The 22801-nt window shown below is 58.1% G+C and carries 25 protein-coding genes, 1 tRNA gene and 1 pseudogene; 16 read left to right on the top strand and 11 right to left on the bottom strand.

Features of this window, described 5'->3' with window-relative positions; all coding sequences use genetic code 11:
* Positions 1–54 precede the first annotated feature (54 nt).
* Positions 55–1614 (top strand): annotated as a pseudogene (istA, locus tag JZY08_RS04765) (IS21 family transposase).
* Positions 1556–2461 carry an IS21-like element helper ATPase IstB gene (gene istB / locus JZY08_RS04760; protein ID WP_246669768.1) on the top strand — a complete coding sequence of 302 codons (906 nt, stop codon included), beginning with the start codon at positions 1556–1558 and terminating at the stop codon, positions 2459–2461. Before istA ends, istB begins: the two are co-directional and overlap by 59 nt.
* A gap of 132 nt (positions 2462–2593) precedes the next feature.
* Here the strand turns inward: istB and JZY08_RS04755 are convergent, their stop codons facing one another.
* A complete protein-coding gene (locus JZY08_RS04755) occupies positions 2594–3760 on the bottom strand; it encodes an IS110 family transposase (RefSeq protein WP_072495381.1) in 1167 nt (388 codons plus the stop codon).
* Between the two features lie 392 nt (positions 3761–4152).
* Between JZY08_RS04755 and JZY08_RS04750 the strand changes: the two genes are divergently transcribed.
* The 4 genes from JZY08_RS04750 (at position 4153) to JZY08_RS04735 (ending at position 6376) form a co-directional block, all read left to right on the top strand.
* Positions 4153–4404, top strand: a complete 252-nt coding sequence (locus JZY08_RS04750; protein WP_162248997.1) for a hypothetical protein — start codon at positions 4153–4155, stop codon at positions 4402–4404.
* Positions 4355–5422 carry a tyrosine-type recombinase/integrase gene (locus JZY08_RS04745; RefSeq protein ID WP_216331160.1) on the top strand — a complete coding sequence of 356 codons (1068 nt, stop codon included), beginning with the start codon at positions 4355–4357 and terminating at the stop codon, positions 5420–5422. Before JZY08_RS04750 ends, JZY08_RS04745 begins: the two co-directional genes overlap by 50 nt.
* Positions 5423–5698: 276 nt before the next feature.
* Positions 5699–5959: a hypothetical protein gene (locus JZY08_RS04740; protein WP_003496538.1), complete on the top strand. Its 261-nt coding sequence runs from the start codon at positions 5699–5701 to the stop codon at positions 5957–5959.
* A gap of 213 nt (positions 5960–6172) precedes the next feature.
* Positions 6173–6376, top strand: a complete 204-nt coding sequence (locus tag JZY08_RS04735; RefSeq protein ID WP_216331159.1) for a hypothetical protein — start codon at positions 6173–6175, stop codon at positions 6374–6376.
* Positions 6377–6598: 222 nt separating this feature from the next.
* On the opposite strand, the gene JZY08_RS04730 is transcribed toward JZY08_RS04735, so the two are convergent.
* Positions 6599–7147 (bottom strand): dual specificity protein phosphatase family protein, encoded by a 549-nt coding sequence (locus JZY08_RS04730; protein WP_003496541.1) that lies wholly within the window; start codon positions 7145–7147, stop codon positions 6599–6601.
* A 138-nt stretch (positions 7148–7285) separates the two neighbouring features.
* Positions 7286–7873, bottom strand: coding sequence for a YqaA family protein (locus JZY08_RS04725; protein ID WP_216331158.1), 588 nt, complete (start codon positions 7871–7873; stop codon positions 7286–7288).
* 526 nt (positions 7874–8399) lie between these two features.
* Here JZY08_RS04725 and JZY08_RS04720 point away from each other — a divergent pair.
* Positions 8400–9044: an exopolysaccharide biosynthesis protein gene (locus JZY08_RS04720; RefSeq protein WP_003496545.1), complete on the top strand. Its 645-nt coding sequence runs from the start codon at positions 8400–8402 to the stop codon at positions 9042–9044.
* 3 nt (positions 9045–9047) lie between these two features.
* On the opposite strand, the gene JZY08_RS04715 is transcribed toward JZY08_RS04720, so the two are convergent.
* Complete coding sequence (locus tag JZY08_RS04715) at positions 9048–9326, bottom strand: hypothetical protein (protein WP_003496547.1); 279 nt, start codon at positions 9324–9326, stop codon at positions 9048–9050.
* Positions 9327–9502: 176 nt separating this feature from the next.
* On the opposite strand from JZY08_RS04715, the gene JZY08_RS04710 reads away from it, so the two are divergent.
* Positions 9503–9577, top strand: a tRNA-Asn gene (locus JZY08_RS04710).
* Between the two features lie 100 nt (positions 9578–9677).
* Here the strand turns inward: JZY08_RS04710 and JZY08_RS04705 are convergent.
* The gene (locus JZY08_RS04705) at positions 9678–10073 is read right to left on the bottom strand and encodes a DUF2934 domain-containing protein (RefSeq protein ID WP_003496600.1); all 396 of its coding nucleotides are present in this window, start codon (positions 10071–10073) and stop codon (positions 9678–9680) included.
* A gap of 168 nt (positions 10074–10241) precedes the next feature.
* Between JZY08_RS04705 and JZY08_RS04700 the strand changes: the two genes are divergently transcribed.
* Positions 10242–10481: a hypothetical protein gene (locus JZY08_RS04700; protein WP_003496601.1), complete on the top strand. Its 240-nt coding sequence runs from the start codon at positions 10242–10244 to the stop codon at positions 10479–10481.
* A 76-nt stretch (positions 10482–10557) separates the two neighbouring features.
* Here JZY08_RS04700 and JZY08_RS04695 read toward each other — a convergent pair whose 3' ends face one another.
* The 3 genes from JZY08_RS04695 to JZY08_RS04685 all read right to left on the bottom strand — a co-directional run bounded on the left by JZY08_RS04695 (position 10558) and on the right by JZY08_RS04685 (position 12089).
* Positions 10558–11001: a TIGR02594 family protein gene (locus tag JZY08_RS04695; protein WP_035242620.1), complete on the bottom strand. Its 444-nt coding sequence runs from the start codon at positions 10999–11001 to the stop codon at positions 10558–10560.
* Between the two features lie 113 nt (positions 11002–11114).
* Entirely contained in the window at positions 11115–11672 is a 558-nt protein-coding gene (locus JZY08_RS04690) for a methylated-DNA--[protein]-cysteine S-methyltransferase (protein ID WP_080834142.1), read from the bottom strand.
* Between the two features lie 135 nt (positions 11673–11807).
* The gene (locus JZY08_RS04685; RefSeq protein ID WP_035217754.1) at positions 11808–12089 is read right to left on the bottom strand and encodes a DUF982 domain-containing protein; all 282 of its coding nucleotides are present in this window, start codon (positions 12087–12089) and stop codon (positions 11808–11810) included.
* Between the two features lie 188 nt (positions 12090–12277).
* Here JZY08_RS04685 and JZY08_RS04680 point away from each other — a divergent pair, with 188 nt between their 5' ends.
* From JZY08_RS04680 to sseA, 4 genes are all read left to right on the top strand, one after another.
* A complete protein-coding gene (locus JZY08_RS04680) occupies positions 12278–13717 on the top strand; it encodes a deoxyribodipyrimidine photo-lyase (protein WP_035217755.1) in 1440 nt (479 codons plus the stop codon).
* A gap of 122 nt (positions 13718–13839) precedes the next feature.
* Positions 13840–14877: a cysteine synthase A gene (locus JZY08_RS04675; protein WP_035217756.1), complete on the top strand. Its 1038-nt coding sequence runs from the start codon at positions 13840–13842 to the stop codon at positions 14875–14877.
* A gap of 12 nt (positions 14878–14889) precedes the next feature.
* On the top strand, positions 14890–15627 hold the full coding sequence (locus tag JZY08_RS04670) for an alanyl-tRNA editing protein (RefSeq protein ID WP_216331157.1): 738 nt from the start codon (positions 14890–14892) through the stop codon (positions 15625–15627).
* Positions 15628–15643: 16 nt separating this feature from the next.
* Positions 15644–17065 (top strand): 3-mercaptopyruvate sulfurtransferase, encoded by a 1422-nt coding sequence (gene sseA, locus JZY08_RS04665; protein ID WP_216331155.1) that lies wholly within the window; start codon positions 15644–15646, stop codon positions 17063–17065.
* 71 nt (positions 17066–17136) lie between these two features.
* Here sseA and JZY08_RS04660 read toward each other — a convergent pair whose 3' ends face one another.
* Entirely contained in the window at positions 17137–17781 is a 645-nt protein-coding gene (locus JZY08_RS04660) for a dihydrofolate reductase family protein (RefSeq protein WP_216331154.1), read from the bottom strand.
* A gap of 53 nt (positions 17782–17834) precedes the next feature.
* Complete coding sequence (locus JZY08_RS04655) at positions 17835–18719, bottom strand: DUF4344 domain-containing metallopeptidase (protein WP_216331152.1); 885 nt, start codon at positions 18717–18719, stop codon at positions 17835–17837.
* Positions 18720–18882: 163 nt separating this feature from the next.
* Here JZY08_RS04655 and JZY08_RS04650 point away from each other — a divergent pair, with 163 nt between their 5' ends.
* The 3 genes from JZY08_RS04650 to JZY08_RS04640 all read left to right on the top strand — a co-directional run bounded on the left by JZY08_RS04650 (position 18883) and on the right by JZY08_RS04640 (position 21985).
* Complete coding sequence (locus JZY08_RS04650; RefSeq protein ID WP_216331150.1) at positions 18883–19350, top strand: DUF1203 domain-containing protein; 468 nt, start codon at positions 18883–18885, stop codon at positions 19348–19350.
* 98 nt (positions 19351–19448) lie between these two features.
* The gene (locus JZY08_RS04645) at positions 19449–19784 is read left to right on the top strand and encodes a PilZ domain-containing protein (RefSeq protein ID WP_035242626.1); all 336 of its coding nucleotides are present in this window, start codon (positions 19449–19451) and stop codon (positions 19782–19784) included.
* A gap of 212 nt (positions 19785–19996) precedes the next feature.
* Positions 19997–21985 carry a bifunctional 2',3'-cyclic-nucleotide 2'-phosphodiesterase/3'-nucleotidase gene (locus tag JZY08_RS04640; RefSeq protein ID WP_216331148.1) on the top strand — a complete coding sequence of 663 codons (1989 nt, stop codon included), beginning with the start codon at positions 19997–19999 and terminating at the stop codon, positions 21983–21985.
* 189 nt (positions 21986–22174) lie between these two features.
* Here the strand turns inward: JZY08_RS04640 and JZY08_RS04635 are convergent, their stop codons facing one another.
* Entirely contained in the window at positions 22175–22729 is a 555-nt protein-coding gene (locus JZY08_RS04635; RefSeq protein ID WP_216331146.1) for a DUF2087 domain-containing protein, read from the bottom strand.
* Positions 22730–22801: the final 72 nt, after the last annotated feature.

The following is a 22801-nucleotide window of genomic DNA, read 5'->3' as shown; positions in this document are numbered from 1 at the left end:
CATCTGCAATGGGGTTACAACAGCCTCCGGTTTCATCGGAGGCTTTTTGTTCGGATGCTTATTGTGGAAACAATTCTGAAGATACGGCGGCTAGCCCATGTTCAGGGCAAGTCGATCAAGGCGATCTGCCGGGAGTTGGGCATATCGCGGAAAGTGGTGCGGAAGGTTTTGCGCACCGATGAGACGGAGTTCAAATACGAACGGACCCGTCAACCTCAGCCGAAGCTCGGCCCCTGGCGCGGTCAGCTCGATGGAATGCTCCTCGCCAATGAGGCCAAATCTTCTCGCGAACGGCTGACACTGATCCGGATATTCGAGGACTTGCGCGACCTCGGCTACGAGGGCGGTTACGACACAGTCCGGCGTTACGCCCGAACATGGGCGAAGGAGCGCGGGTCCGTGACGGCGCAAGCCTATGTGCCGCTCTATTACGCGCCGGGCGAGGCCTACCAGTTCGACTGGAGCCACGAGATTGTCGTGCTGAACGGCGTGACGACGACGGTGAAGGTTGCGCATATCCGGCTCTGCCACAGCCGGATGATGTATGTGAGAGCCTATCCGCGCGAGACGCAAGAGATGGTCTTCGACGCCCATGACAGGGCGTTCGCTTTCTTCGGCGGGGCCTGCACGCGCGGCATCTATGATAATATGAAGACCGCGGTGGAGACGGTCTTCGTCGGCAAGGAACGGCAATACAATCGCCGCTTCCTACAGATGTGCAGCCATTACCTGATCGAACCGGTGGCCTGCACGCCGGCGTCGGGGTGGGAGAAAGGCCAGGTCGAGAACCAGGTCAATCTGGTGCGCGAACGCTTCTTCACGCCGCGACTGCGCTTCAAATCCTACGATGAACTGAATGGCTGGTTGCTGGACAAGTGCATCAGTTACGCCCGCGCTCATAAGCACGTCGATCAGACGGAGCGCACGATCTGGGAGGTGTTCGATGCGGAGCGGCCGCACCTGGTCGGCTATCCCGGCAAATTCGACGGCTTCCACGCTGTGCAGGCCTCGATCGGCAAGACCTGCCTCGTGCGTTTCGACAACAACAAATACTCGGTACTGTCTACGGCAGTCGGCCGCCCTGCCGAGATACATGCCTATGCAGATCGCATCGTCATCCGGCAGGATGGCGTGGAAATCGGCCAACACGATCGCTGCTTCGGCCGTGGCGAGACGATCTATAATCCCTGGCATTACGTGCCGGTCCTGACCCGCAAACCGGGAGCACTGCGCAACGGTGCGCCGTTCCACGACTGGGTTTTGCCCGCCGCCATGGAGAAGGTGCGCCGCCGGCTGAAGGCAATGCATGACGGCGACCGGCAGATGGTGTCGATCCTCGAATGCGTGGGCCTGGACGGGCTCCCCGCCGTCGAAGCGGCCTGCCAGGAGGCGATCGATCAGGGCGTGTTCTCGGCCGCCGTCATCATCAACATTCTGGCCCGCAAGCGTGATCCGCAGCCGGCCGCCATCCTTTCCATCCCCGATGCGCTTCGCCTGACCCATGAGCCTCTGGCCGACTGCGCCCGTTACGACAGCCTGAGGAGGGCAAGCTGATATGGAACGATCCCAAATCCTCGACATGATGGGCACGCTGAAGCTGTTCGGCATGCGTAGCGCCTATGACGAGATCATGGCCTCCGGCATCAAGCGACAGCACGAACCGCCGCGCATCGTCGGTGACCTGCTTCAGTCGGAGATCGCCGAGAAGCAAGCGCGCTCCATCAAATACCAAATCACCGTCGCCAAACTGCCGCTGGCCAAGGACATCGACGACTTCGACTTCACCGACACGCCGGTCAACGAAGGCCTGGTGCGCCAACTCGCAACCGGGGCCTTCCTCGCCGAGCAGCACAATATCGTTCTGGTCGGCGGAACCGGCACGGGAAAGTCTCACCTGTCCATCGCCCTTGCTCGTGCTCTGATCCGCAATGGCGCACGCGGCCGCTTCTTCAACGTCGTCGACCTCGTCAATCGGCTCGAGACGGAGGCACGTAGCGGCAAACAGGGACGGCTGGCCGACTTCATCACCAGGCTCGACTTCGTCATCATGGACGAACTGGGCTATCTCCCATTTGCCCAGGCGGGCGGCCAGCTCCTCTTCCACCTCATCAGCAGGCTCTACGAGCGGACGTCCATCATCGTCACGACGAACCTGGCCTTCGGCGAGTGGCCGGCCGTATTCGGCGACGCCAAGATGACCGCCGCTCTGCTCGACAGGCTCACCCACCATTGCGAGATCGTGGAAACCGGGAACGAATCCTGGCGCTTTAAAAACCGCTCTCAAAGCTCACATGAGGATTTCGTCGTCAAGATCAATCATCGTTTCATAGCGTGCCCCTTCGATTTCGTATCGAACCCATGGTCTGAGCCACCTTGCTTGACGCGGCACGTTTCCTTCACCGGTTCAAACTCACATACGGTCGCCGTTTTGTCCGGCAGCACCATTATCCCGCTTGCGTAGCGGCAAGGCTCAGGAGAACGGGACCAATCTAAAGCGCGGCATTTGAAGCCCGACTTCGAGGCGGTTCGCTCACCTGGATCCGCCAGGAGTGATCAGTCCTGGAAGATTGTGTGTTCGGCAATTTTTTGGTTGTCAGGCGGTCTTCATGACAGCCCCCTCGATGAGAACACCCGCAGTGACAAATTTCCACAGTGCGATAAGGAGTTTGCGCGCCAAGGCAACTATCGCGGCTTTCTTTAAGCGTCCACCATTCGACTGAACCCGATCCACAAACCAACGGCTGAGCGCTGATGCTGGCTGATTGCGTAGCCACAGCCACGATAGTTGGATCATCGTAGTGCGCAGCCGAGGGTTCCCTGCCTTTGAGACACCCTGCTCGTGGTCGATGGTCCCGCTCATCCATGGGGTTGGTGTCAAACCGGCATAGGCGGCAATCTGCCGCCTATTATCAAAATGCCGGGACAGGGCTTCGGTCCAAAGAACGGCGGCAAATTCAGCGCCAACACCCTTCAAGGACAGCAGCATCGCTGCGGGCGAGGTTGCCTCAACCGCTGGCTGGTCCTCCATCGATAGAAGAGAATTACGCTCGCTCTCCACTGCAGCGATCTGCTCTAGCAGCAACTCGAGACGGTCGAGTTCCCGATTGATTTGAGCCTTCAAGTGTTTCGGTAACTCACGCCCATCTCCAGTCTGAAGCTCCTCCAGCCGCTGACGGCGATCTTTACGGAGCGGCTGATAGCCGCTGACGCCTTGAGTAAAGAGTAGCCCCTTCACGCGATTGACATGCCTGACCCGCTCAGCAATCAAAACTTTGCGTTCCCGGCAAATCCGACGCCGATCTTCGTCACTCGGATCTGGCGCTCTGACCATCGCACATACGCGTGGCTCGCCGCGCTTGAACGCGAGCAATGTGCGCGTCAGAGCCTCTCCATCGATCTTGTCGGTCTTAGCACGCCGACGTCGACGGGAAGTCGCGATCGAAGCTGCGTCGACGACGTAACTCTCGATGCCGTGAGCCTCCAGCACGCGGTGTATCCAGAAGCCGTCCAATCCTGCCTCCTGGATCGTTACGATGGGAAATAATTTCCCTGTTCTCAATCGCGCCTTCTGCTGTAGCTGCTCAAATCGTTCCAGCAACTCGGCTACATTGCCACCGGCCACTACATGCTTCGACATCTTCTCGCCGCTGCCTGGCGACAACGAAGTGATCAACCAGGTCGATCGGCTCAGTTCCAATGACACAAAAATTGCGCCAAGATCGATGCGGACAGCGGTCGGTTGAATGGATGCAGGTTCCATAAACTGCTCCTCCTGAGCGAGTGTTTAGATGCAACCTCACTCTGCCAGAGCGGCGGCCGCTGTTCACTCCTCATGGGATCTAAAGCCGAAAAGACAAACAACCCGCGCCCGCAGGCCCTTGCGCTAAATGGAGAGCCCCGGGCCTACGCGCGCTGACCCGATGCAACTAGAGGCAGGGGTCCCTTTTGGGAGCCGATAAGGGGTCCCGTTACGACGCCGATTGACATTCTGACAAAAGGCTACCCAAGCCGAGACGACCAATCCCGACGCCTAGAACTGCCTTGGAATGGCTTTATCCGAAAAACGATCACGCACCCACATTTCGGCCCCGATCCTGTCGAGGTCTTTGCCGTTGATGTGTCGCACCGAGCGGCGCTTGGAAGGAGCGAGGGATGACGGCACCTGCACTCGTCAAATCCGCGGACCTGAAGCGCATGGCGGATATTGCCTTGGAGAAGGGCGTCCGAGTTGAAGTAGAGGTCGATGGCAAAATAATCCGAGTTGCCCCCGATATTCCCACTATTCACAGCAGCGAAGGGGTTGAACCATCGCTGCCAACTGGAAGCAATGCTCTCTCCGAATGGAGAAAGCTCAATGAAAGTCGATTTGGTGGGCGTTCACTGCGTCAAGAAAAAGCTCGCTAAGGGCGGGGTCGCCACATACTACTATGCGTGGCGTGGCGGCCCGCGCATGACTTCAGAGTTCAATTCTGTTGAGTTCGTCGCTGAATATGTGCGACTGACGCGTGAGCGGCCTGACGCGCCTTTCCAAGGCTGCATGGCGCAAATCATCCGGGACTATCTTAAATCACCAGCATACACAGGCCTGAAAGCAAGCACCCGCGAGGGATATGACTTCGCCATCAAGGCTATCGAAACATCGTTCTTTGCGATGACGGCAAAAGAGATAAGCGCGACCGGCTCTCGGACCCTGTTCATGCAGTGGAGAGACGAGATTGCTCAAAAACATCCCCGCAAAGCCGACCTCTACATGAGCGTGCTGAAACGCATCCTGTGGTTTGGCCTTGATCGTGAGATGATCGAACGTCACCCGCTTGAGCGCGTCGAGAAGGTCAGCGACAGCAGCCGCCGCGATGTGATCTGGACGGATGAGGATATCCAGACCTTCCGGTACGGGAAAAAAGACAAAGATGGGAAGTGGGAGATTAAGCCGGCGGCCGAGCCTTTGGTGCGTGCGCTTATGCTGGCGATCTGGACGGGGCAAAGACAGGGGGATTTGCTCAAGCTCACATGGAAGGCATACGACGGCCATTCCATCTACCTGCGCCAGTCGAAGACCGGAGCGCATGTCAGGATGAAAGTCTCTGAGGAGCTAAAGAGCTATCTCGACGGAGTGCCACGGGGCAACTCGGTCACGATCTTGACCAATGGTCAGGGCCAGCCTTGGGCGACTGGCTTCAAATCGTCTTGGCGCAAGGCCGTAGAGAAAGCGAAGATCGAAGGAAAGACCTTCCACGACCTGCGGGGAACGTTCGTCACCCTCGCCTATCGCAATGGAGCATCGATCAAGGAAATTGCCGAGGTGTCCGGCCACTCAGAAAAGGACGCCGAGGGAATCATTCGCAAGCACTATCTGGTGTCGAGCGCGGCAGTTGAGAGCATCGAGAATCGCCAAAAACGGTTTACAGGCGAAACCGGATGACCTTGTTTTCCACAGGGCGGTAAATGGGTGGTCTGTAAACTGAAATCGCTAGACACCCTGCAAAATAAGGGCTACAGCGTTTTCCTACGCGACTGGGGGTCAAGGGGTCGTGGGTTCGAATCCCGCCGCTCCGACCAGTAAAAACAGATAGATAGCCAGTTCCCCCAGAGCTGGCTATATTTGTTTTAGCGACCTTACAGCCAGCGCTATGCGCGAATTTAAAAAACCCGGTTCGGGTGTGCGTTTATTCAAAGCCTGAGAACGAGGTGTGCCGAGATGCCCAAAAAAACGAAAATTGAACACTCGGAATTCTCAGGCGAGTTTGAAGACGACGGTATCACGGTCCTTGTTGATATCCACCGGCCGGCTGGCACACAGCAAGACTGGACGCTCGAGGTTATCAGCGAGCACGACGATGTCACCACCTGGGATGAGCCCTTCGCGACCGACAAAGACGCCTGGGAAGAATTTTTAGCCACCTGTGAGAAAGACGGGATTCGCAGCTTCCTGGACGGTGAAGATCCGTCAGTTCATTGACGCTTGCCTCTTCGGCGCTGCGCCGCAGGGGTCTCGGGTCCGAATCCATCCCTCGACCACTCTCCCTCTCCATTTGCGATCGAGAGCCCTCGCCGGGTAAATTCCTGAAACCTTAATTTCCAAGCCGCTCGCCGTCGGAAGACGGGGAACATTGCCTTGTTGACTCTTCGCTAAAATTAGAACATTTAGTGAACAAAAGAGAGGTCATCCAATATGTCCAACGCTGAAAAGTCCACTCCCATACAGCCTGATGACATAGCGGGATATGTCATCCAGTGTCATGACGGCGATGCGAAGGCGGCTGTCGAGGCCCTTCTCGGCGAAATCGAGCATTTGCAGGAACAGCTTTCCCTTGCTGTCGCCATCATGGGAAAGGGATATACGCGCGGGTGGACGCCGGATATAGGCCGGGATTGAGCAGATCGCGGTTGTTGCTTCAAGGGGCAGGCAGGCGGGCGACAATTGTCGATGTAGTAAAGCCGCATGATCTGAACACATGGTCCAGACTGCGCGAATCCACGCGGCGATATCGGCATGTTCACGCCCATGCCGATCGCTGGCGCAGTCGAGACAGCCACAAATGGCTGTCAGACAGTCAATCGCGATACTGCGGGAAATTTGTCCGAACGGCCTTCAAAACTAATTGGATGCAACCGTGAAGTCGTCGGTGATCGGCATGTCTTCCGCATTCTCCCAGGTCCGGTCCATGGCATAGGTTGCCGACAGATAGGGGATGCCGACGTGACCGTAGCGGATGGAGAGCTGGCTTTCAGCCTCCTTTTCGCTAAGAAGCGCGACGCGGCTGAGATAGAGCGCGGTTGCGAGGCCCGTCCTGTCAGCACCGGCCTTGCAATGGATGAGGATGGGTTTGGGTGCGTCGCGCATGATTGCGACCAGCTGGTTCACCTGGTTCATGTCGAGCTCCTGGCTTGCCGACATGCCAAAATCGATGTGATTCAGCCCAAGCTCGCGCGATGTCTTGATCTCGTCCTGATACCAGGCTTGCGATTCATTGGTACCGCGCAGGTTGATGACCGTCCTGATGCCATTTTCCTTGGTATAGCGCACAAGCTCTTCAACGCTCGGCTGGTTGGAGCGATAAAGCTGCCCGGCCAACACCTCGTGAAAGTTACCGAGAAGCTGGATGGCGTAGAGATAACCGCCTGTGGCAAGCACAGCAATACCCATGCCCCCAAACGAGCACTTCCAGAATCTTCGCATAATAGAACGGTTCCCTAATTCGACGAGAGAACCGATACAGGCGGATTCTGACAGTAAGCTGAAAGTTATGCGACAGTATTGTAAGAGTAGAAGATTATCGCCCGATCACCGCACGAAAACGTAAACCGCATAGATCCCGATGAGGGCGGCGGCCGCCGCGGCGGTGATGACGCCCAGACGTTTCTCGATGAAATGGCGCACCGATTCACCGTATCTCTGCAGCAGCCCGGCGAGGATGAAAAAGCGCGCACCGCGCGTGACGACAGCTGAGAGAACGAACAGGCCGAGGCTGATATTGGCCGCGCCGGAAAGAATGGTGACGACCTTGATCGGCGGCAGGTGCGCAAGCCCCGATGTCACCAGCAGGAGGACAATGGTCTCATAGTCGACCGAGTTCTTGAGATGCTCGAAACTGTCCAGCTTGCCGTAAAATTCCAGAATGGGCCGCGCGATGCTTTCGAAAGCATAATGACCGAGGAACCAGCCGGCGATGCCGCCAAGTACGGAGGCGACCGTGGCAACGAAGGCATAAAACATCGCCTTCTTCGGTTTCGCCAGCACCATGGGCAGGAAGAGTACGTCCGCCGGAACGACGAAGACGGAGCTTTCCACGAAAGCGACGATTGCCAGCCACCATACGGCGGTCTTGCGAGCGGCAAGCGCCATCGTCCAGGCATAGATGTTTTTCAGCATTTCATATCCCCTGGAAGATCATCGTAGACGGAAGGCAAGGCGGGAGCCAAGGCCTCTCAGGCGGCGGTTTCTCGGCGGGGAACAGAAGACATCCGGCCCGCCGCCACATCACGATTTAGAGACAACGCAGGACAATGGCAAATGTTGGGACAAAAGTCGGTAGATTTATTTTTGCGCTGCGGAAAACGGGAAAGACAAACAATTCCAGACCACAGCGGCACAAGGTTGCTGCGATGCGAAATTTCATCCTCTGGTAGATAAATCCCTGTTTTTACGATAGAATAAGGCGTGGGACAGAGGAGGAAGTTATCATGGACTATGTAGGCTTCATTACGTCGATCAACCCGGTCATACTCGTCATCCTGCTGGTGGTTCTTCTTGCCGGCGCTTACAGCAGCTGGGTTTCGCACTAATAAAAGGCGAACGACACGAGAGACGGCGGCGATGCTGATTTTCTATCGGTGATAGGCATCGAGCCTGATGAATGTTATCAAACCCGGAGTTAAAACAACTTCCGGGAAGCGGCATGTCGAACGAATTCGCATTCACTGATACGTCTGAAAAACTCAGCACCACGCTCGAGAAACTGATAGGAAAACTGCAAGGTCAGACGATCACATTGCGCGAGTTGATGGAAGCGATTGGCGAACAGGGCCTCTTGCTCATCTGTGCGATCGCGTCCCTGCCCTTCCTCATTCCGGTGTCCATTCCCGGCGTCAGCACCGTGTTCGGTGCGGCGATCATTCTCGTGAGCCTCGCGATCACACTCAATCGCCTGCCATGGTTGCCGGCAAAGATTCTCGACCGGCAGATGGAGACGGCAAAACTCGTGCCCGCGCTTCGCAAGGGCGTCTCGATCGTCTCGAGGCTCGATCGCTTCATCCGCCCGCGCATTCCCGTACTGACCACAGGCATCGTCGCCAACAGGATAAACGGCCTGGCCCTGATGACCGCCGGCGTCCTGCTGATGATGCCGCTCGGCTTCATTCCCTTTTCCAACACCCTGCCGGGCGTCGCCATCCTGCTTCTGTCGGCCGGCATGATCCAGAGGGATGGCGTCACGGTGCTTGGCGGTTACCTGTTCCTTGGCCTGACGGCGATCTACTTCGCAGCGCTTGCCTATGCCGCCTTCTGGGCCGGACAGGGCATCAGCAGCTCCATCGGCGGCTGAGGTCTACTGCCGGTCTCTGTTGCGGGCCTCACGGCGGTTCTGTCGCGATGCCCACCACACCGCCAGCCGTCGCCGCCTGCGGCGCACGGCCGGCAGATCGTGGGAGAGCACGATCAAACCAAGCGGAATCATCCAGAAACCGAGGATGGGCAAAAATCCAAGCGTTCCGCCCACCACCAGCGCCGAACCCGTAGCGATCCTGCCGACGCGCGAACGCGGCATGGCAAGGCTCCATTTTCCGAGATTGAGGCGACCCGTTCTGTGGTCCATACCGAATTTCATTCCATCCTGCCCTTTTGCATCTGTCCTGTGGATAATTTTTTCACCGGCGATAAGCCCGGAAAATCGGGGCTCCGGGGATATAAAACAAGAGCAATGCGTTTTTTTTGAAAAAACCGCTTGGCAAATCGGAAAAGCATTTGTATTACCCCGCTCACACCGCGCCAAGCAGCGCACGTTCCCTGGTAGCTCAGCGGTAGAGCATTCGACTGTTAATCGACAGGTCGCCGGTTCGAATCCGGCCCGGGGAGCCATTTCTCTCAAAAACATGTTTTGAAGAGCGAAGTGCAGCTGCATTCGCCCGATCCGGATCGTGGCATTTTATCCTTGCCCTATCAGCGGGCTATATGGATCTCAGGTCTTCTTGACCGTTCGCTTCGTTGCCTTCGTGGCGTTGGTAAGCGCCGGCGGATCACTTGCCGGAAAACTTTCTTCCAGGCTTTCGGTCAGATCATCGTCCACCTTCTCGTGGCTAGCAGCTTTCTGCTCCTTCTGAAGCGATTTTACCGCCGGCGATTTTGGCTTTTTTGCCGGAGCCTTATCCCCTGGTGCTTTCTTCGCCGTGGCCTTTGCAGCGGCAGCTGGTTTCTTCGCACCGTTCTTGCCATTGGCTTTTACGGTTTCGGCACTCGCGGAGATTTCCCGCTCCGCCTCTATCCAGTGTCGTTCGTGGTGCCCTTCCGGCCGTCCTTCCCTCTCCCATATTGCGCGCGCTTTTTCGCGGATTGCGGCTTCGCGATCATGGTTCATAACGGGCCTCCCTTTTTCGTTGCGCCGGTTTTGATTGTGCCGAGAGAAAAACAGAAAAGGCAAGAAATTGTTCCGCGACGCTCCATCGCGAACAAGTGTTTCCTCTAAAAAGGGAACCGTCCCTGCGGCTGATCGTTTGCCCGACAGGAAACCCTCAGGAGGACCATCATGGACGCGCCAAAACACAAAGAGAACAAGCCACTCGACATACGTGACGAGGACGTGCCGCATTTCGAAACCGACAGTGAGCTCAAATCCAAGGACGGCGAGATTTATCCGGATGAATCCATCAACCTGCGTGCACGCCGGCAGGCGGCGCGGCAACATGAGGACGCCTTCATCGTCGCCACGGACCTTGAGGATGACGACCAGCGCGACGCAGCGCCCGGCGTCAGGGAGCAGCCATAGGCGCCTTAAAACAGATAGGGCGGGCCATGGCCCGCCTTTATAACAATATAACAATGCACTATTGTCTGTTTGCTCTTCAGCGGCGAACGGAGACGATGGCCTTGCGATTGAAATTGGAAACCTGCACCCGGCCCGACTGATTGCCGCCGAGGATTTGCGCGGTCTTGCCGCTCATTCCCTTCAGGATGCCGGCATGATAGCCGCGCCCATTGCGGATGACGACGACGTCGCCGGGTTTTGCCTGGCTCACCGGAACGGCGTAACCGAAAGAGGTCCAGGATTTCGCAAATCCATAGGACTTCGGCGATTGCCTCCCGGCCTTGCTGGCAACGGCATGCAGGAAAAGACCGCACCACGGGGTGCTGCGGGGATTGGCCCCGAGAATATTCTTCAGGCTCTTGTTGTTTTTGGATTCATGCAGTCCGGTGTATTTTTCAGCCTGGTTCAGCATGCCAGCCGAAGCTGGTGCCACGACTGTAAAAGCCAAGGCAGCGGATAGAATTAACGCGGATACTCTCAAACGTCTTGCCCTTATGTTAGAGGGCGTCCGTGTATTGTGACAATTTAGCGACAATTTGACGAGATAAGGGCAGAAATCAGACGGCTATTCATGCGTGCTGATCTGTCATTGCTTCAAAACAGGCTGCCCTGCGCATCGTCAGCGTTGCTGCGGCCGGCATTTTCGAGATCCAGCATGCGCAATTTGGTGTTGGTTCCGCCCGGGGCGGAAAAGCCGCCAAGCCTGCCGCCAGCGGCCAGAACGCGGTGGCAGGGAATGATGAGCGGCACCGGATTTTTCGCCATCGCCTGTCCGACATCACGGGCCTTTTCCATGCCAAGGCCAAGCGTTTTCACAATGCCGCCATAAGTCGTCGTGCGGCCCCAGCCGATCTGCCGCGCAACGGCGTAAACATCGAGAAAGAAACGATCCTGCCCGGCGAGATCGAGTTCGACGGTGGCAAAATCGATTGCTTCGCCGCTGAAATAGCGGGTGATCATCGCGATCACCTCACGCGTCCGTGTCTCGGGAACAGCGATCGTGGAGGATGGGAGGCGTTTCAGCAGCAGCTTTTCGGTCTCGCCAGCGTCAGCGCCGGGCAATTGCAGACGGGCAATGCCACGCCCTGCCCATGCGAGGCCGCAATGGCCGAGTGCCGTTGGAAAAACAATATAACCGTAGTGGTTGCTCATTGCCGTCTTGATCCGTCATTTCGCCTGCACGATGCCATATCCTGCGTTCGAAACAACCCGTTTCCTGCCCCTGAATGACGAAGGCCACCCGGTTCTGGCGGGTGGCCTCTCTGGTTTCGGTCCTGAAAATGCGGATCAGGATGCGATCTTATTCTGTTCCTCCGCCTTGTCCTCCATCAGGCACTGCGCCTGGCGGCTTGCGGCAACGAAGGCGGTGCGGGCGATTTCTCCTGCCACATCGCCCATCAGAGACGAACGGCACAGGCGCAGCGCCTGTTCATGCGCCTTGTCGCCACGTTCCGGCCATTCGTGCTGTAAAAAATCGAAGGCTTCGTAAACGCCGTTGAAAATCCGGGGAGCACCGTTTTCAAGGGAGATGGTAACGGGCTTTTCCCACTTAACGTCATTCAGCAACATTGATTGCACTTCCATGCTCTATTAACCCGCGACAAACGCCGGCTCCTCCAGTTGGTTCCCTTCACCTGCGGTTTCAAGGTCGAAAAAATAACCCTCGAGAAACCATGTGCCCCATCTTCCCATTCTAGCCGATTTGCGGAACAAAGCGTTTCAACACTCGTTCAAGCGGAAGTGAACCGGGTCTTTTCATGCCGACAGAAGCCTCTCCCGTCATCGTCTGGTTCCGCAAGGACCTGCGCCTTTCGGACAATCTCGCCCTGCTTGCGGCGCTCGAACACGGCGGCCCCGTGATCCCGCTCTATATAAGGGAGAAATCCTCCGGGCCGCTGGGCGGTGCGCAGGAATGGTGGCTTCACCATTCGCTGGCCGCCCTAACCTCCGCGCTGGAAAAAACCGGTAGCCGTCTGCTGCTCGCAAGCGGCGACGCCGAAGAGACGTTACGCCATGTGATAACCGAAACCGGCGCCGACACAGTCTTCTGGAACCGCCGCTACGATCCGGCGGGCATGGCGACGGACAAGGCACTGAAACAGACGCTGAGAGACGACGGCCTGACGGTTCAAAGCTTTGCCGGCCATCTGCTGCATGAACCATCCCGGGTACAGACAAAATCCGGCGGGCCCTACCGGGTCTATACCCCCTTCTGGCGGGCGCTGGAGGGCGGTGAGGAGCCACATGCGCCGGCGGATGCGCCGAAGAGCCTGAAAGCACCGGACACATGGCCTCAATCAGAGAAACTCGACGATTGGAAATTCCTGCCATCCAAACCGGACTGGGCCAAGGATTTCAGCGAAATATGGACACCGGGCGAAAATAACGCCCGGGAGAAACTCGACGATTTCATTGATGGCGCCTTGAAGGGCTATGAAGAAGGCCGTGATTTTCCGGCAAAGGATGCCACTTCGCTGCTTGCACCACATTTGGCTCTCGGCGAAATATCGCCCGCCGCCGTCTGGCACGCGACGAAAGGCCTCTCACGCCATATCGCCTCCAACGATATCAGCCGTTTCCGCAAGGAACTCGTCTGGCGGGAATTCTGCTATCACCTGCTGTTTCACTTTCCCGAACTGGACGAAAAAAACTGGAACGACAGTTTCGACGCCTTCGGCTGGCGGGATGATGAAGAAGCCTTCAAGGCCTGGACGCGCGGCATGACGGGATACCCCATCGTCGATGCCGGCATGCGGCAATTGTGGAAACACGGCACCATGCACAACCGGGTGCGCATGATCGTGGCCTCCTTCCTCATCAAACATCTGCTGATCGACTGGCGGAAGGGCGAGAAATGGTTCCGCGACACACTTGTGGATGCCGATCCGGCTTCCAACGCCGCCAACTGGCAATGGGTGGCGGGTTCGGGCGCGGACGCCTCGCCGTTTTTCCGCATCTTCAACCCCATCCTGCAGGGCGAAAAATTCGATGGCGATGGCGATTATGTGCGCCGCTTCGTGCCCGAACTCGAAAAGCTCGAGCGGAAATTCATCCACAAGCCATTCGAAGCACCGAAGGAAGTGTTGAAAAAGGCGGGCATCGAGCTTGGCAAGACCTATCCGTTGCCGATTGTCGACCACGGAAAAGCGCGGGAAAGAGCGCTTGCGGCCTATGCCGACGTCAGGAAGAACGCATAAAATTGGGTATCGGCAAAATTTTGCGTGGCTAAGCCAAAGCCGGGAAGATAATTTCTTGCCTTGAGGCGGTTGTAACGGGACATAACGGCACCTAATTTCCGCTCAGACAAGAAGGCTCAATCATGACCATTCATCCCTCTGCGCTCAGTGCTATCGGCAACACGCCGCTCATCCGTCTGAAAGCCGCCTCGGAAGCGACGGGGTGTGAAATCCTCGGCAAGGCGGAATTCCTCAATCCCGGTCAATCGGTGAAGGATCGCGCGGCGCTCTATATCATCCGCGACGCCGAGCGGCGCGGTCAGTTGCGACCGGGCGGCACCATTGTGGAGGGTACTGCGGGCAATACCGGCATTGGTCTTTCGCTGGTCGCCAATGCGCTGGGCTACAAGACGGTCATCGTCATTCCCGAGACGCAGAGCCAGGAAAAGAAGGACGCGCTGAAGCTTCTCGGCGCCAAGCTGGTCGAGGTTCCGGCCGCTCCCTATTCCAATCCGAACAATTACGTGAAGGTTTCCGGCCGGCTGGCAAAACAGCTTGCCGCGACCGATGAAAACGGTGCGATCTGGGCCAACCAGTTCGACAATATCGCCAACCGGCAGGCCCATATCGAAACGACGGCGCCTGAGATCTGGGACCAGACGGATGGCAAGGTCGATGGCTTCATATGCTCGGTCGGTTCCGGCGGGACGCTTGCGGGCGTGGCCGATGGCCTTCGCGATTTCAACCCCGACATCAAGATCGGCCTTGCCGATCCCGAGGGTGCGGCTCTCTATGAATTTTACAAGCACGGCGTGCTGAAATCGGAAGGATCGTCCATCACCGAGGGCATCGGACAGGGGCGCATCACCGCCAATCTGGAAGGTTTTACGCCAGACTTCTCCTATCGCATTTCGGATGCGGAAGCGCTGCCGGTGCTGTTCGACCTGGTGACGAAAGAGGGCCTTTGCCTTGGCGGCTCCTCCGGCATCAACATTGCCGGCGCAATCCGTCTTGCCCGCGAGCTTGGTCCGGGGCATACAATCGTGACGATACTGTGCGACTACGGCAATCGTTATCAGTCGAAGCTGTTCAACCCGGATTTCCTGCGCTCCAAGGGGCTTCCCATTCCGCAGTGGCTGGCGACGAAAAGCGAGATTGCGGTTCCGTACGAAACCGTTTGAGGACATGCCGAAATGCCTGTGAATGCCCTGTTCCGTGACGATTTTTATCTTTCCACCGCAGAAGCGATCGTCACGGCGGTGCATGAGGATGGCGGCATAGAGCTAGACCAGACCTGCTTTTACGCCACCTCCGGCGGCCAGCCGGGCGATAGCGGTTTTCTCGAGCGGGCCGATGGTTCGCGCATCGACCTTGGCATCACCAAAAACGGTGCCGACAAGAGCGTGATCGTCCATGTGCCGCTCGAAGGCCAGCCTTCACCCGATATCGGCGAAAAACTCACCCTGCATGTGGACTGGCCGCGTCGCTACAAGCTGATGCGGATGCACACGGCCTGCCATCTGCTCTCCGTCGTCTGCCAGTGGCCGATCACCGGAGCCGCCGTCGGCGAGGACGAATCGCGTGTCGATTTCGACATGTCGGAAACCATCGACAAGGACGAGGTGACGGCAAAGCTGATGGAGCTGGTGAAAGCCAACCATCCCGTCTTCCTGCAATGGATCACCGACGAGGAGCTGCAGGCCAATCCGGGCATCGTCAAATCCAAGAATGTGCGCCCACCGATGGGCCTTGGTCGGGTCAGCCTCGTCTGCATCGGCGAAAATTCCAGCATCGACAGCCAGCCCTGCGGCGGCACCCATGTTTCCGAAACGCAGGAAGTGGGCGATATTCACATTGCCAAGATAGAAAAGAAGGGCAAGGAGAACAGGCGGTTCCGCATTCGTTTCGGCGCGCCTGAAGCTGTTGCCTGAGATTGGGAGAAACATCGTGAGCACGGATAAGAGCCGTTTCGTCGTTTCGGCGGACTGGGTGGAAAAGCAGCTCGGCACGGCCGGGTTTCGTGTCGTTGATGCCTCCTGGTATCTGCCGGCGCATAAACGCAACGGCGCGGAAGAATTCGCAGCCGGCCATCTGCCCGGTGCGGTATTCTTCGATCAGGACAAGATCGCCGATCATACCACCGGCCTGCCGCATTCCCTGCCCTCGCCGGAATTCTTCGCGGAACAGGCCGGTGCGCTTGGCCTCAGCGATACGGATACGATCGTGGTTTACGATGGTCCCGGTTTCTTTTCCGCGCCGCGCGTGTGGTGGATGCTGCGGGTGATGGGCGTGCGCAAAGCCTATGTGCTGGATGGTGGTCTCGACGGCTGGAAGCGCGAAGGCCGGCCGCTTGAGACCGGCACGCCGGAGATTGCACCCGCCACCTTCACGCCTGACTTCAACGAGAAGCGCGTGACTTCCCTGTCGACCATGCGCGGCATCGTCGACAGCGGTGAAAAGCAGATCGCCGATGCCCGTGGCGCCGGCCGCTTCACCGGCGACGAGGCCGAGCCGCGTGCCGGCATGCGTTCCGGCCACATGCCCGGCGCACGCAGCCTGCCGGCCACTGCCTTTTCCGAGAACGGCCATTTCAAGGACCTCACCGCCATCCGCAAGATGGTCACCGATGCGAGCATCGACCTCAGCAAGCCGGTCGTCACCAGCTGCGGCTCGGGCGTCACCGCCGCCGTCATTACCTTGGCGCTGGAATCACTCGGCCATCGGGACAATTCGCTCTATGACGGCTCCTGGTCAGAATGGGGCGGACTGGAAGATACGCCTGTCGTCACCGGCCCCGCCGAGCCTGTCCCCCTGGTATCGCATGGCCCTTTGAAGGCGCATGTCACACAGCTTGAAATGACCGCTCCACCGAAGGTCAGCCTGCCGATTCCCGTCAATATCCAGACGGCGCTGATGCGGGTTACCGATATTCCCCTGCACTTCTACCGTTATATTTACTGGCGGGTGGGAAAACGCTGGCACTGGCAAAAACGCATGCGCATGAGCGATGCGGAACTCTCCGCCGTCCTCAAGGACCCGAAGAACAGCGTCACGGTTCTTTACATGAACGGCGCGCCTGCCGGTTTCTTCGAGCTGAACAAGGCGAACGACGAGGTGACCGAGCTTTCCTATTTCGGGCTTCTCGAAGAGGCGATCGGCGCGGGTGTCGGCAAGTGGTTCCTGTTGCAGGCGCTTTACGCCGCCTGGCAGGACAATCCCAAACGCGTGACGGTGACAACCAACACGCTTGACCATCCGCGGGCGCTGCAGCTTTACCAGATGATGGGTTTTTCGCCTGTCGGCACCTATGAGGCCTGGGTGGAACCGCTGTCCGATACCGAGCTTCTGGAAATCTCGCTGCGCAATTGAGGTTTCGGCCTATACAAACGCCTCCTCATTCCTGTGCCTGTCACAGGAATGAGAGTGGAGAGACGCTACAATCACGCCTTATCAATGATCAGGTGGGTGGCCCCCTCGCCCGATACCGTCTCCGTGCAGCGATAACCGAGCGCAGGTAGATCCAGCCCTTCGAACAGATGTTCGCCCTTTCCAAGGAAAACCGGCGCAAGCGCCAGATGCAATTCGTCGATCATGCCCCCGGCCATATATTGCCGGATGGTGGAAACGCCGCCGCCGATGCGGACATCCTTGCCGTCAGCGGCGGTGAGCGCCATGTCCAGAGCGGCCTCTATGCCCTTGGTGACGAAATGAAAAACAGTGCCGCCTTTCATGGTGAAGGATGGGCGCTCATGGTGCGTCAACACGAAAACCGGAACGTGATAGGGTGGCTCATCACCCCACCAGCCCTTCCAGTTTTCATCCGGCCAGGCGCCGCGGATAGGGCCGAACATGTTGCGCCCCAAAATCCAGGCGCCGATATTTTCGAAACTTTTCTCGGAGAATTTCTCATCCGTGCCGGTCGAACCGCCTTCCTTGCCGAACATGCGGTGAAAGGTGCGGGTCTTGAACGCCCATTGATGCAGCTCCTCGCCGTTCACGCCCAGCGGGTTCTGCAGGCTCTGGTCCGGCCCGGCACCATATCCGTCAAGTGAGATAGCGAAATTGCGAACGACGACCTTCGGCATGGCACTTTCCTCCATCATTCAGGAGGCCGGATCGCCAGCGCCGGCAATCTGCCTCAGATTTCTCTTTCCAGATTGACCGCCGTCGGAATTTGTCCGCCAGCAGCGCCCTTGTCTTCCGTGACAGTATTCAGGAGATGATCGGCGATCAGCTCCGCCTGGAATTTACCAAGCTCGTAGCAATAGGTGATCTCGCGCTTTTCTGCCGACCAGTAGACATCGGGGCGGCCGCAGGACTTTGCCGTCAGCTTGACGTCGCCCTTGAGGCCATAACCGCCGAAACTGCGGCTGATGAGATCGAGAACCTTCGATTCCTTGACCATGATGGCATAGGGTTCAAGTTCAGGGTCACGCGGCGGCACATAGCTAACGGAAAATCTGGACGGTGTCTGGCTGCGGTGGGGCGCCAGAAAATTCTCCCAGGCCGAAGCGACGCCCGGATAGGCGGCGGCGCATTTGCCGAATTCGGCATTGTCCAGCCCCATCATGGCGGCAAGATCGCCATAACCGTCCTTGTCACGGCCGACCATCAGGCAGGCCATGTTGCGGTCGCGGCTTCTGTCAGGCACCAGCGCGGAAAAGACCGGCGCTTCGTGATCGGGCAAGGTCTCCGCTTCACGCGCCAGATACCAGCTGTCGGTGGCGTTGACGAGCGCGGTATCGAGCCATTCCTCATTGGCCTGGAGGATGAGGGTTCCTGCCAGCTGATCGGCCGGGGCCTGGACACTTCCCGTTTCCGGCGCTCCGAAATCCGAAATCAGCATGCGCGAGCCCTCGTGGTAGAGCGAGAAGATCGCGTTGCCGATAACGAAATTGACCGCCTGCTGCAGCTGCTCGTCGGACAGGCCATCGAGGCCGGAGGCGACCTGCGCCTGCGCCCCGATCGGAGCCGTCAACGAAACAAAAGCCAGCGGAACGGCGGCCAGAAAACGACGGAACATAAAATCAGACCTTCCGGGAACGAGGAGCGTCACTGATTCCCGATGCTAACGAAACACGCAATGGGCTGGTTGCATCGCCTGTCAAGAATCGGGTGGATAGAGCTCTGTTTCGAGATCATAGCTGCAAAGAAGCAACGCCGAGCCGAACCTATAGGACCAAGCCATGACCGATCTCGTTTTTACAGCAATGCCGGCTAAGGAAGCTGAAGCCTTTCGTGCAGGAGCTGGCGACGCCTATGGCAACCCGCCGGAAAAAGCCGTTTCCCCCGGCGGCATGCCCTGCCGCCATTGCCTTGCCCAGATTGACGAAGGCGAAGGAATGCTGATCCTCGCCTACCGGCCCTTCCCCTCGCTCCAGCCCTATGCCGAAACGGGCCCGGTCTTTCTTCACGCGGAGGCCTGTGAGCGCTATCCGCAAACGGATGCCGTTCCCCCGATGCTTAACAGCCCGGACTATATCGTTCGCGGATATGGCGCTGACGACCGCATCGTCTACGGCACTGGCGCGGTGACCGCGACCAGTGAGATCGTGGCACGCGCCGAACATCTCCTGGAGCGCGGCGACGTCGCCTATGTACATGTGCGTTCGGCCCGCAATAATTGCTACCAGTGCCGTATTGATACAGCATAATCGCACGATTACTTACAATTTTAACAGAAGAGCTAAACGGCTTTCAAACTTTCTGCGCCATGATGCAGGTATCGAAAACAATTGATTTGAGTAGCAAAATGGCAAACAACCTTAATATGGCGACCCGCAGCGCACCGCGCAGCAAGACCAGGATTTTCGCGACCGTGCATTATTTCAGCCAGTCGACCCGGGGCCGCGTACTGGACCTGTCGGCCACCGGAATGGCGCTCGAACTGGACGGACCTTTCGCTGCCGCCAAGGGCAGCCGGGTCAAGGTGCAGAGCGAGGACCTTGGTTTCATCGAGGGTGAAGTGCAATGGCAGCACCAGAACCGCCTCGGCCTGCAACTAAGGCTTTCCAGCAACACGCTGGCGCAGCTTTCCTCCTATTTCCGCTTTTTCCATGAAGAAGTGAAGCCGACGCTCGCCCGCTGAAGACATCGGTTTCCGAAATCGGAATGCGCTGACCAAGCAAAGCGCATTCCCATGCGATGACGCGCGTGGCGCTCCCGTGACAAAAAATTTATCAAACGGTTGAAAAAGGCTCCGTCCGTCACCGCCCTGTCATTTTGATGATGGACTCCTCGGCGATTGCTTCTACCTTGTCGTTTTCCATGACAGAGCAAGCTTCATCCGAAGGAGTTCCCATGTCGTCGCTTCTCGCTCTCCACCCCATCAGCCGCCGTTCGCTTCTCAGCGGCATTGCCGCCTCGTCGGCACTGGTGATGCTGCACCCTTTTGCCGCGCGTGCTGCGGCCAATCAGGCGCATCTGCGCATCATGGAAACGACGGACATTCACGTTCACGTCTTTCCCTATGATTATTACGCCGACAAGCCGAACGACACGATGGGGCTTTCCCGCACGGCCTCGATCATAGGCACGATCCGCGCCGAAGCCGGAAACTCGATGCTGGTGGATAATGGCGACTTCCTGCAGGGCAATCCGCTCGGCGACTACATCGCCTATGAGCGGGGCATGAAGGCCGGCGACAAGCACCCCGTGATCAATGCCATGAATGTTCTCGGCTATGATTGCGGCACGCTTGGCAATCACGAATTCAATTATGGCCTCGACTATATGGCCAATACGCTGGCGGGTGCCGGTTTTCCCTATGTCTGCGCCAACCTCACCAAGGGTCAGCTGGCATCTGATCCCAAGCAGGACGAGCTGTTCTTCAAGCCTTACGTCATCCTCGAAAAACAGATCCGCGACGGCGCGGGCGTCACCAGCCCGGTCAAGGTCGGCATCATCGGCTTCGTGCCGCCGCAGATCATGATGTGGGATTCCAAGAACCTCGAGGGCAAGGCCCAGACGCGCGATATCGTCGAGGCGGCGAAAGCCTGGGTGCCGGTCATGAAGGAAGAAGGCGCCGACATCGTCATCGCCCTGTCCCATTCCGGCATCGACGGCAAGGGCCAGAGCGATCGCATGGAGAACGCCTCGCTTTATCTGGCGGGTGTCGAGGGCATCGACGCCATTTTCACCGGCCACCAGCATCTCGTCTTCCCCGGTCCGAAGACCTGGGACGGCATCGAGGGTGTGGATGCGGTGAAGGGTACGCTTCTGGGCAAGCCTGCCGTGATGGCCGGTTTCTGGGGGTCGCATATGGGCCTCATCGACCTGCTGCTCGAAAAGGACGGCAAGAGCTGGAAGATTGTCGACTTCACCTCTGAAGCCCGTCCGATTTATCACCGCGACGAAAACCGCAAGATCGTTGCAGACTTCACGGACAAGCCGGAAGTCATCGCCGCCGCCAAGGCCGATCACGAAGCGGCGCTCGCCTATGTGCGCCGGCCGGTCGGCAAGACCTCTGCCCCGCTCTATTCCTATTTCGCACTGGTGGCCGACGATCCTTCCGTCCAGATCGTCTCCAACGCCCAGACCTGGTATATCAAGGACATGCTGAAGGAAGGGCAATATAAGGACCTGCCGGTGCTTTCGGCAGCCGCACCCTTCAAGTCGGGCGGTCGCGGTGGCGCGGATTATTATACCGATGTCCCTGCTGGTGACATCGCCATCAAGAACGTCGCCGATCTTTACCTTTACCCCAACACGGTGCAGGCGGTGCTGATCAACGGCGCGCAGGTGAAAAACTGGCTGGAAATGTCTGCCGGCATGTTCAACACGGTCGAGGCTGGCGCGAAAGACGCACCGCTCTTGAACGCGGATTTTCCGTCCTATAATTTCGACGTCATCGACGGTGTCACCTACCAGATCGATATTTCCAAGCCGGCGAAGTTCGACAAGGACGGCAAGGCGGTCAATCCCGACAGCAACCGCATCGTCAACCTGCAATTTGAAGGCAAGCCGATCGATCCCGAGCAGAAATTCGTGGTGGCGACCAATAATTACCGGGCGAGCGGCGGCGGCAAATTCCCGGATATTGCCGCCGACAAGGTGATCTTCGTCGCCCCCGACACCAACCGCGACGTGATCGTGCGCTATATCATTGATCAGGGCACCATCAACCCGTCTGCGGATGCCAACTGGTCCTTCGCGCCGGTCGCCAATACCTCGGCAATCTTCGAAACCGGCCCCAAGGGCCGCCACTATGCGGCCGATATCAAGGGCGCAAAGATCGAGGATGCCGGTGAAGGCGCGGAAGGTTTCGCGAAATTCCGTCTGGTTCTCTAGGGATTGCAGCCCTCCCGGCGGGAATGCGCCGGGAGGGCAGACTTGCTTTCGACGCCTCCATCAACTCGACGTAATCCTCGGGCTTGATCCGAGTATCCATTGACTGCGGCGGTGTGTGGGGCCTCGGGTCAAGCCCGAGGATGATGTTGAGCTTGATGAAAGCCTGTCAGCTGCATCGCTGACTATTTCTCAATCACGCCCACCCACAGCGCGTAGCAGCAGCGGCAGTTCCGCCGGTGGCTTTTGCTCGATGCGTTGATAGTCGCTTCCGTCGCGGTTGCGGCGGATGAGCCGCAGGCCGACCATGTCGCGGCGTAGCATCGCGGCATCCCGAAAAAGATGCAGACCATCCAGAAAGCTGCTGAATTCGCGCTCGGAGAAACTGCGGCCGGTGGGGATTTTTGCCCAGAGATACCAGAGGCACAGTTCCTGCTGGGATCGGCGGGCGGGCCATTGCATCAACCGGCCGTCGCCATCGAAAATCCGCGCGGTCTTCAGCACCCTGCCCTCGTTGGCGGCGGGTATTGTCTCCGCTCGTGTCTGTGGTAACGGAGGACCGCTTTCTGCGGATGGCGTGCGTGACGCACGCAGATGCTGAAAATTGCGGAACCCGGCAGCGCGGCTCAGAAGATTGAGCATCTCCACATGGCTCGGCTGGCGGTCCAGCCGGCCGATCTGTTCACGAAGCGATTTGGCAAAGGTCGAGAGGTCGGCAATATCAATGGAAAGGATCGAACGTGGCATGACTTACCCTCAAGTGCCATTCCGAAAAGGTGTCGCTGACCGCCGGCTTCCGACAAGGCACGGGATAAGTGC

It is taken from the genome of Rhizobium sp. X9 (assembly GCF_018873185.1).
In the GTDB taxonomy this organism is placed as follows: domain Bacteria; phylum Pseudomonadota; class Alphaproteobacteria; order Rhizobiales; family Rhizobiaceae; genus Agrobacterium; species Agrobacterium oryzihabitans.
Note: the sequence above shows the minus strand (reverse complement) of the source record. Positions and strands in the feature narration are given on the sequence as shown.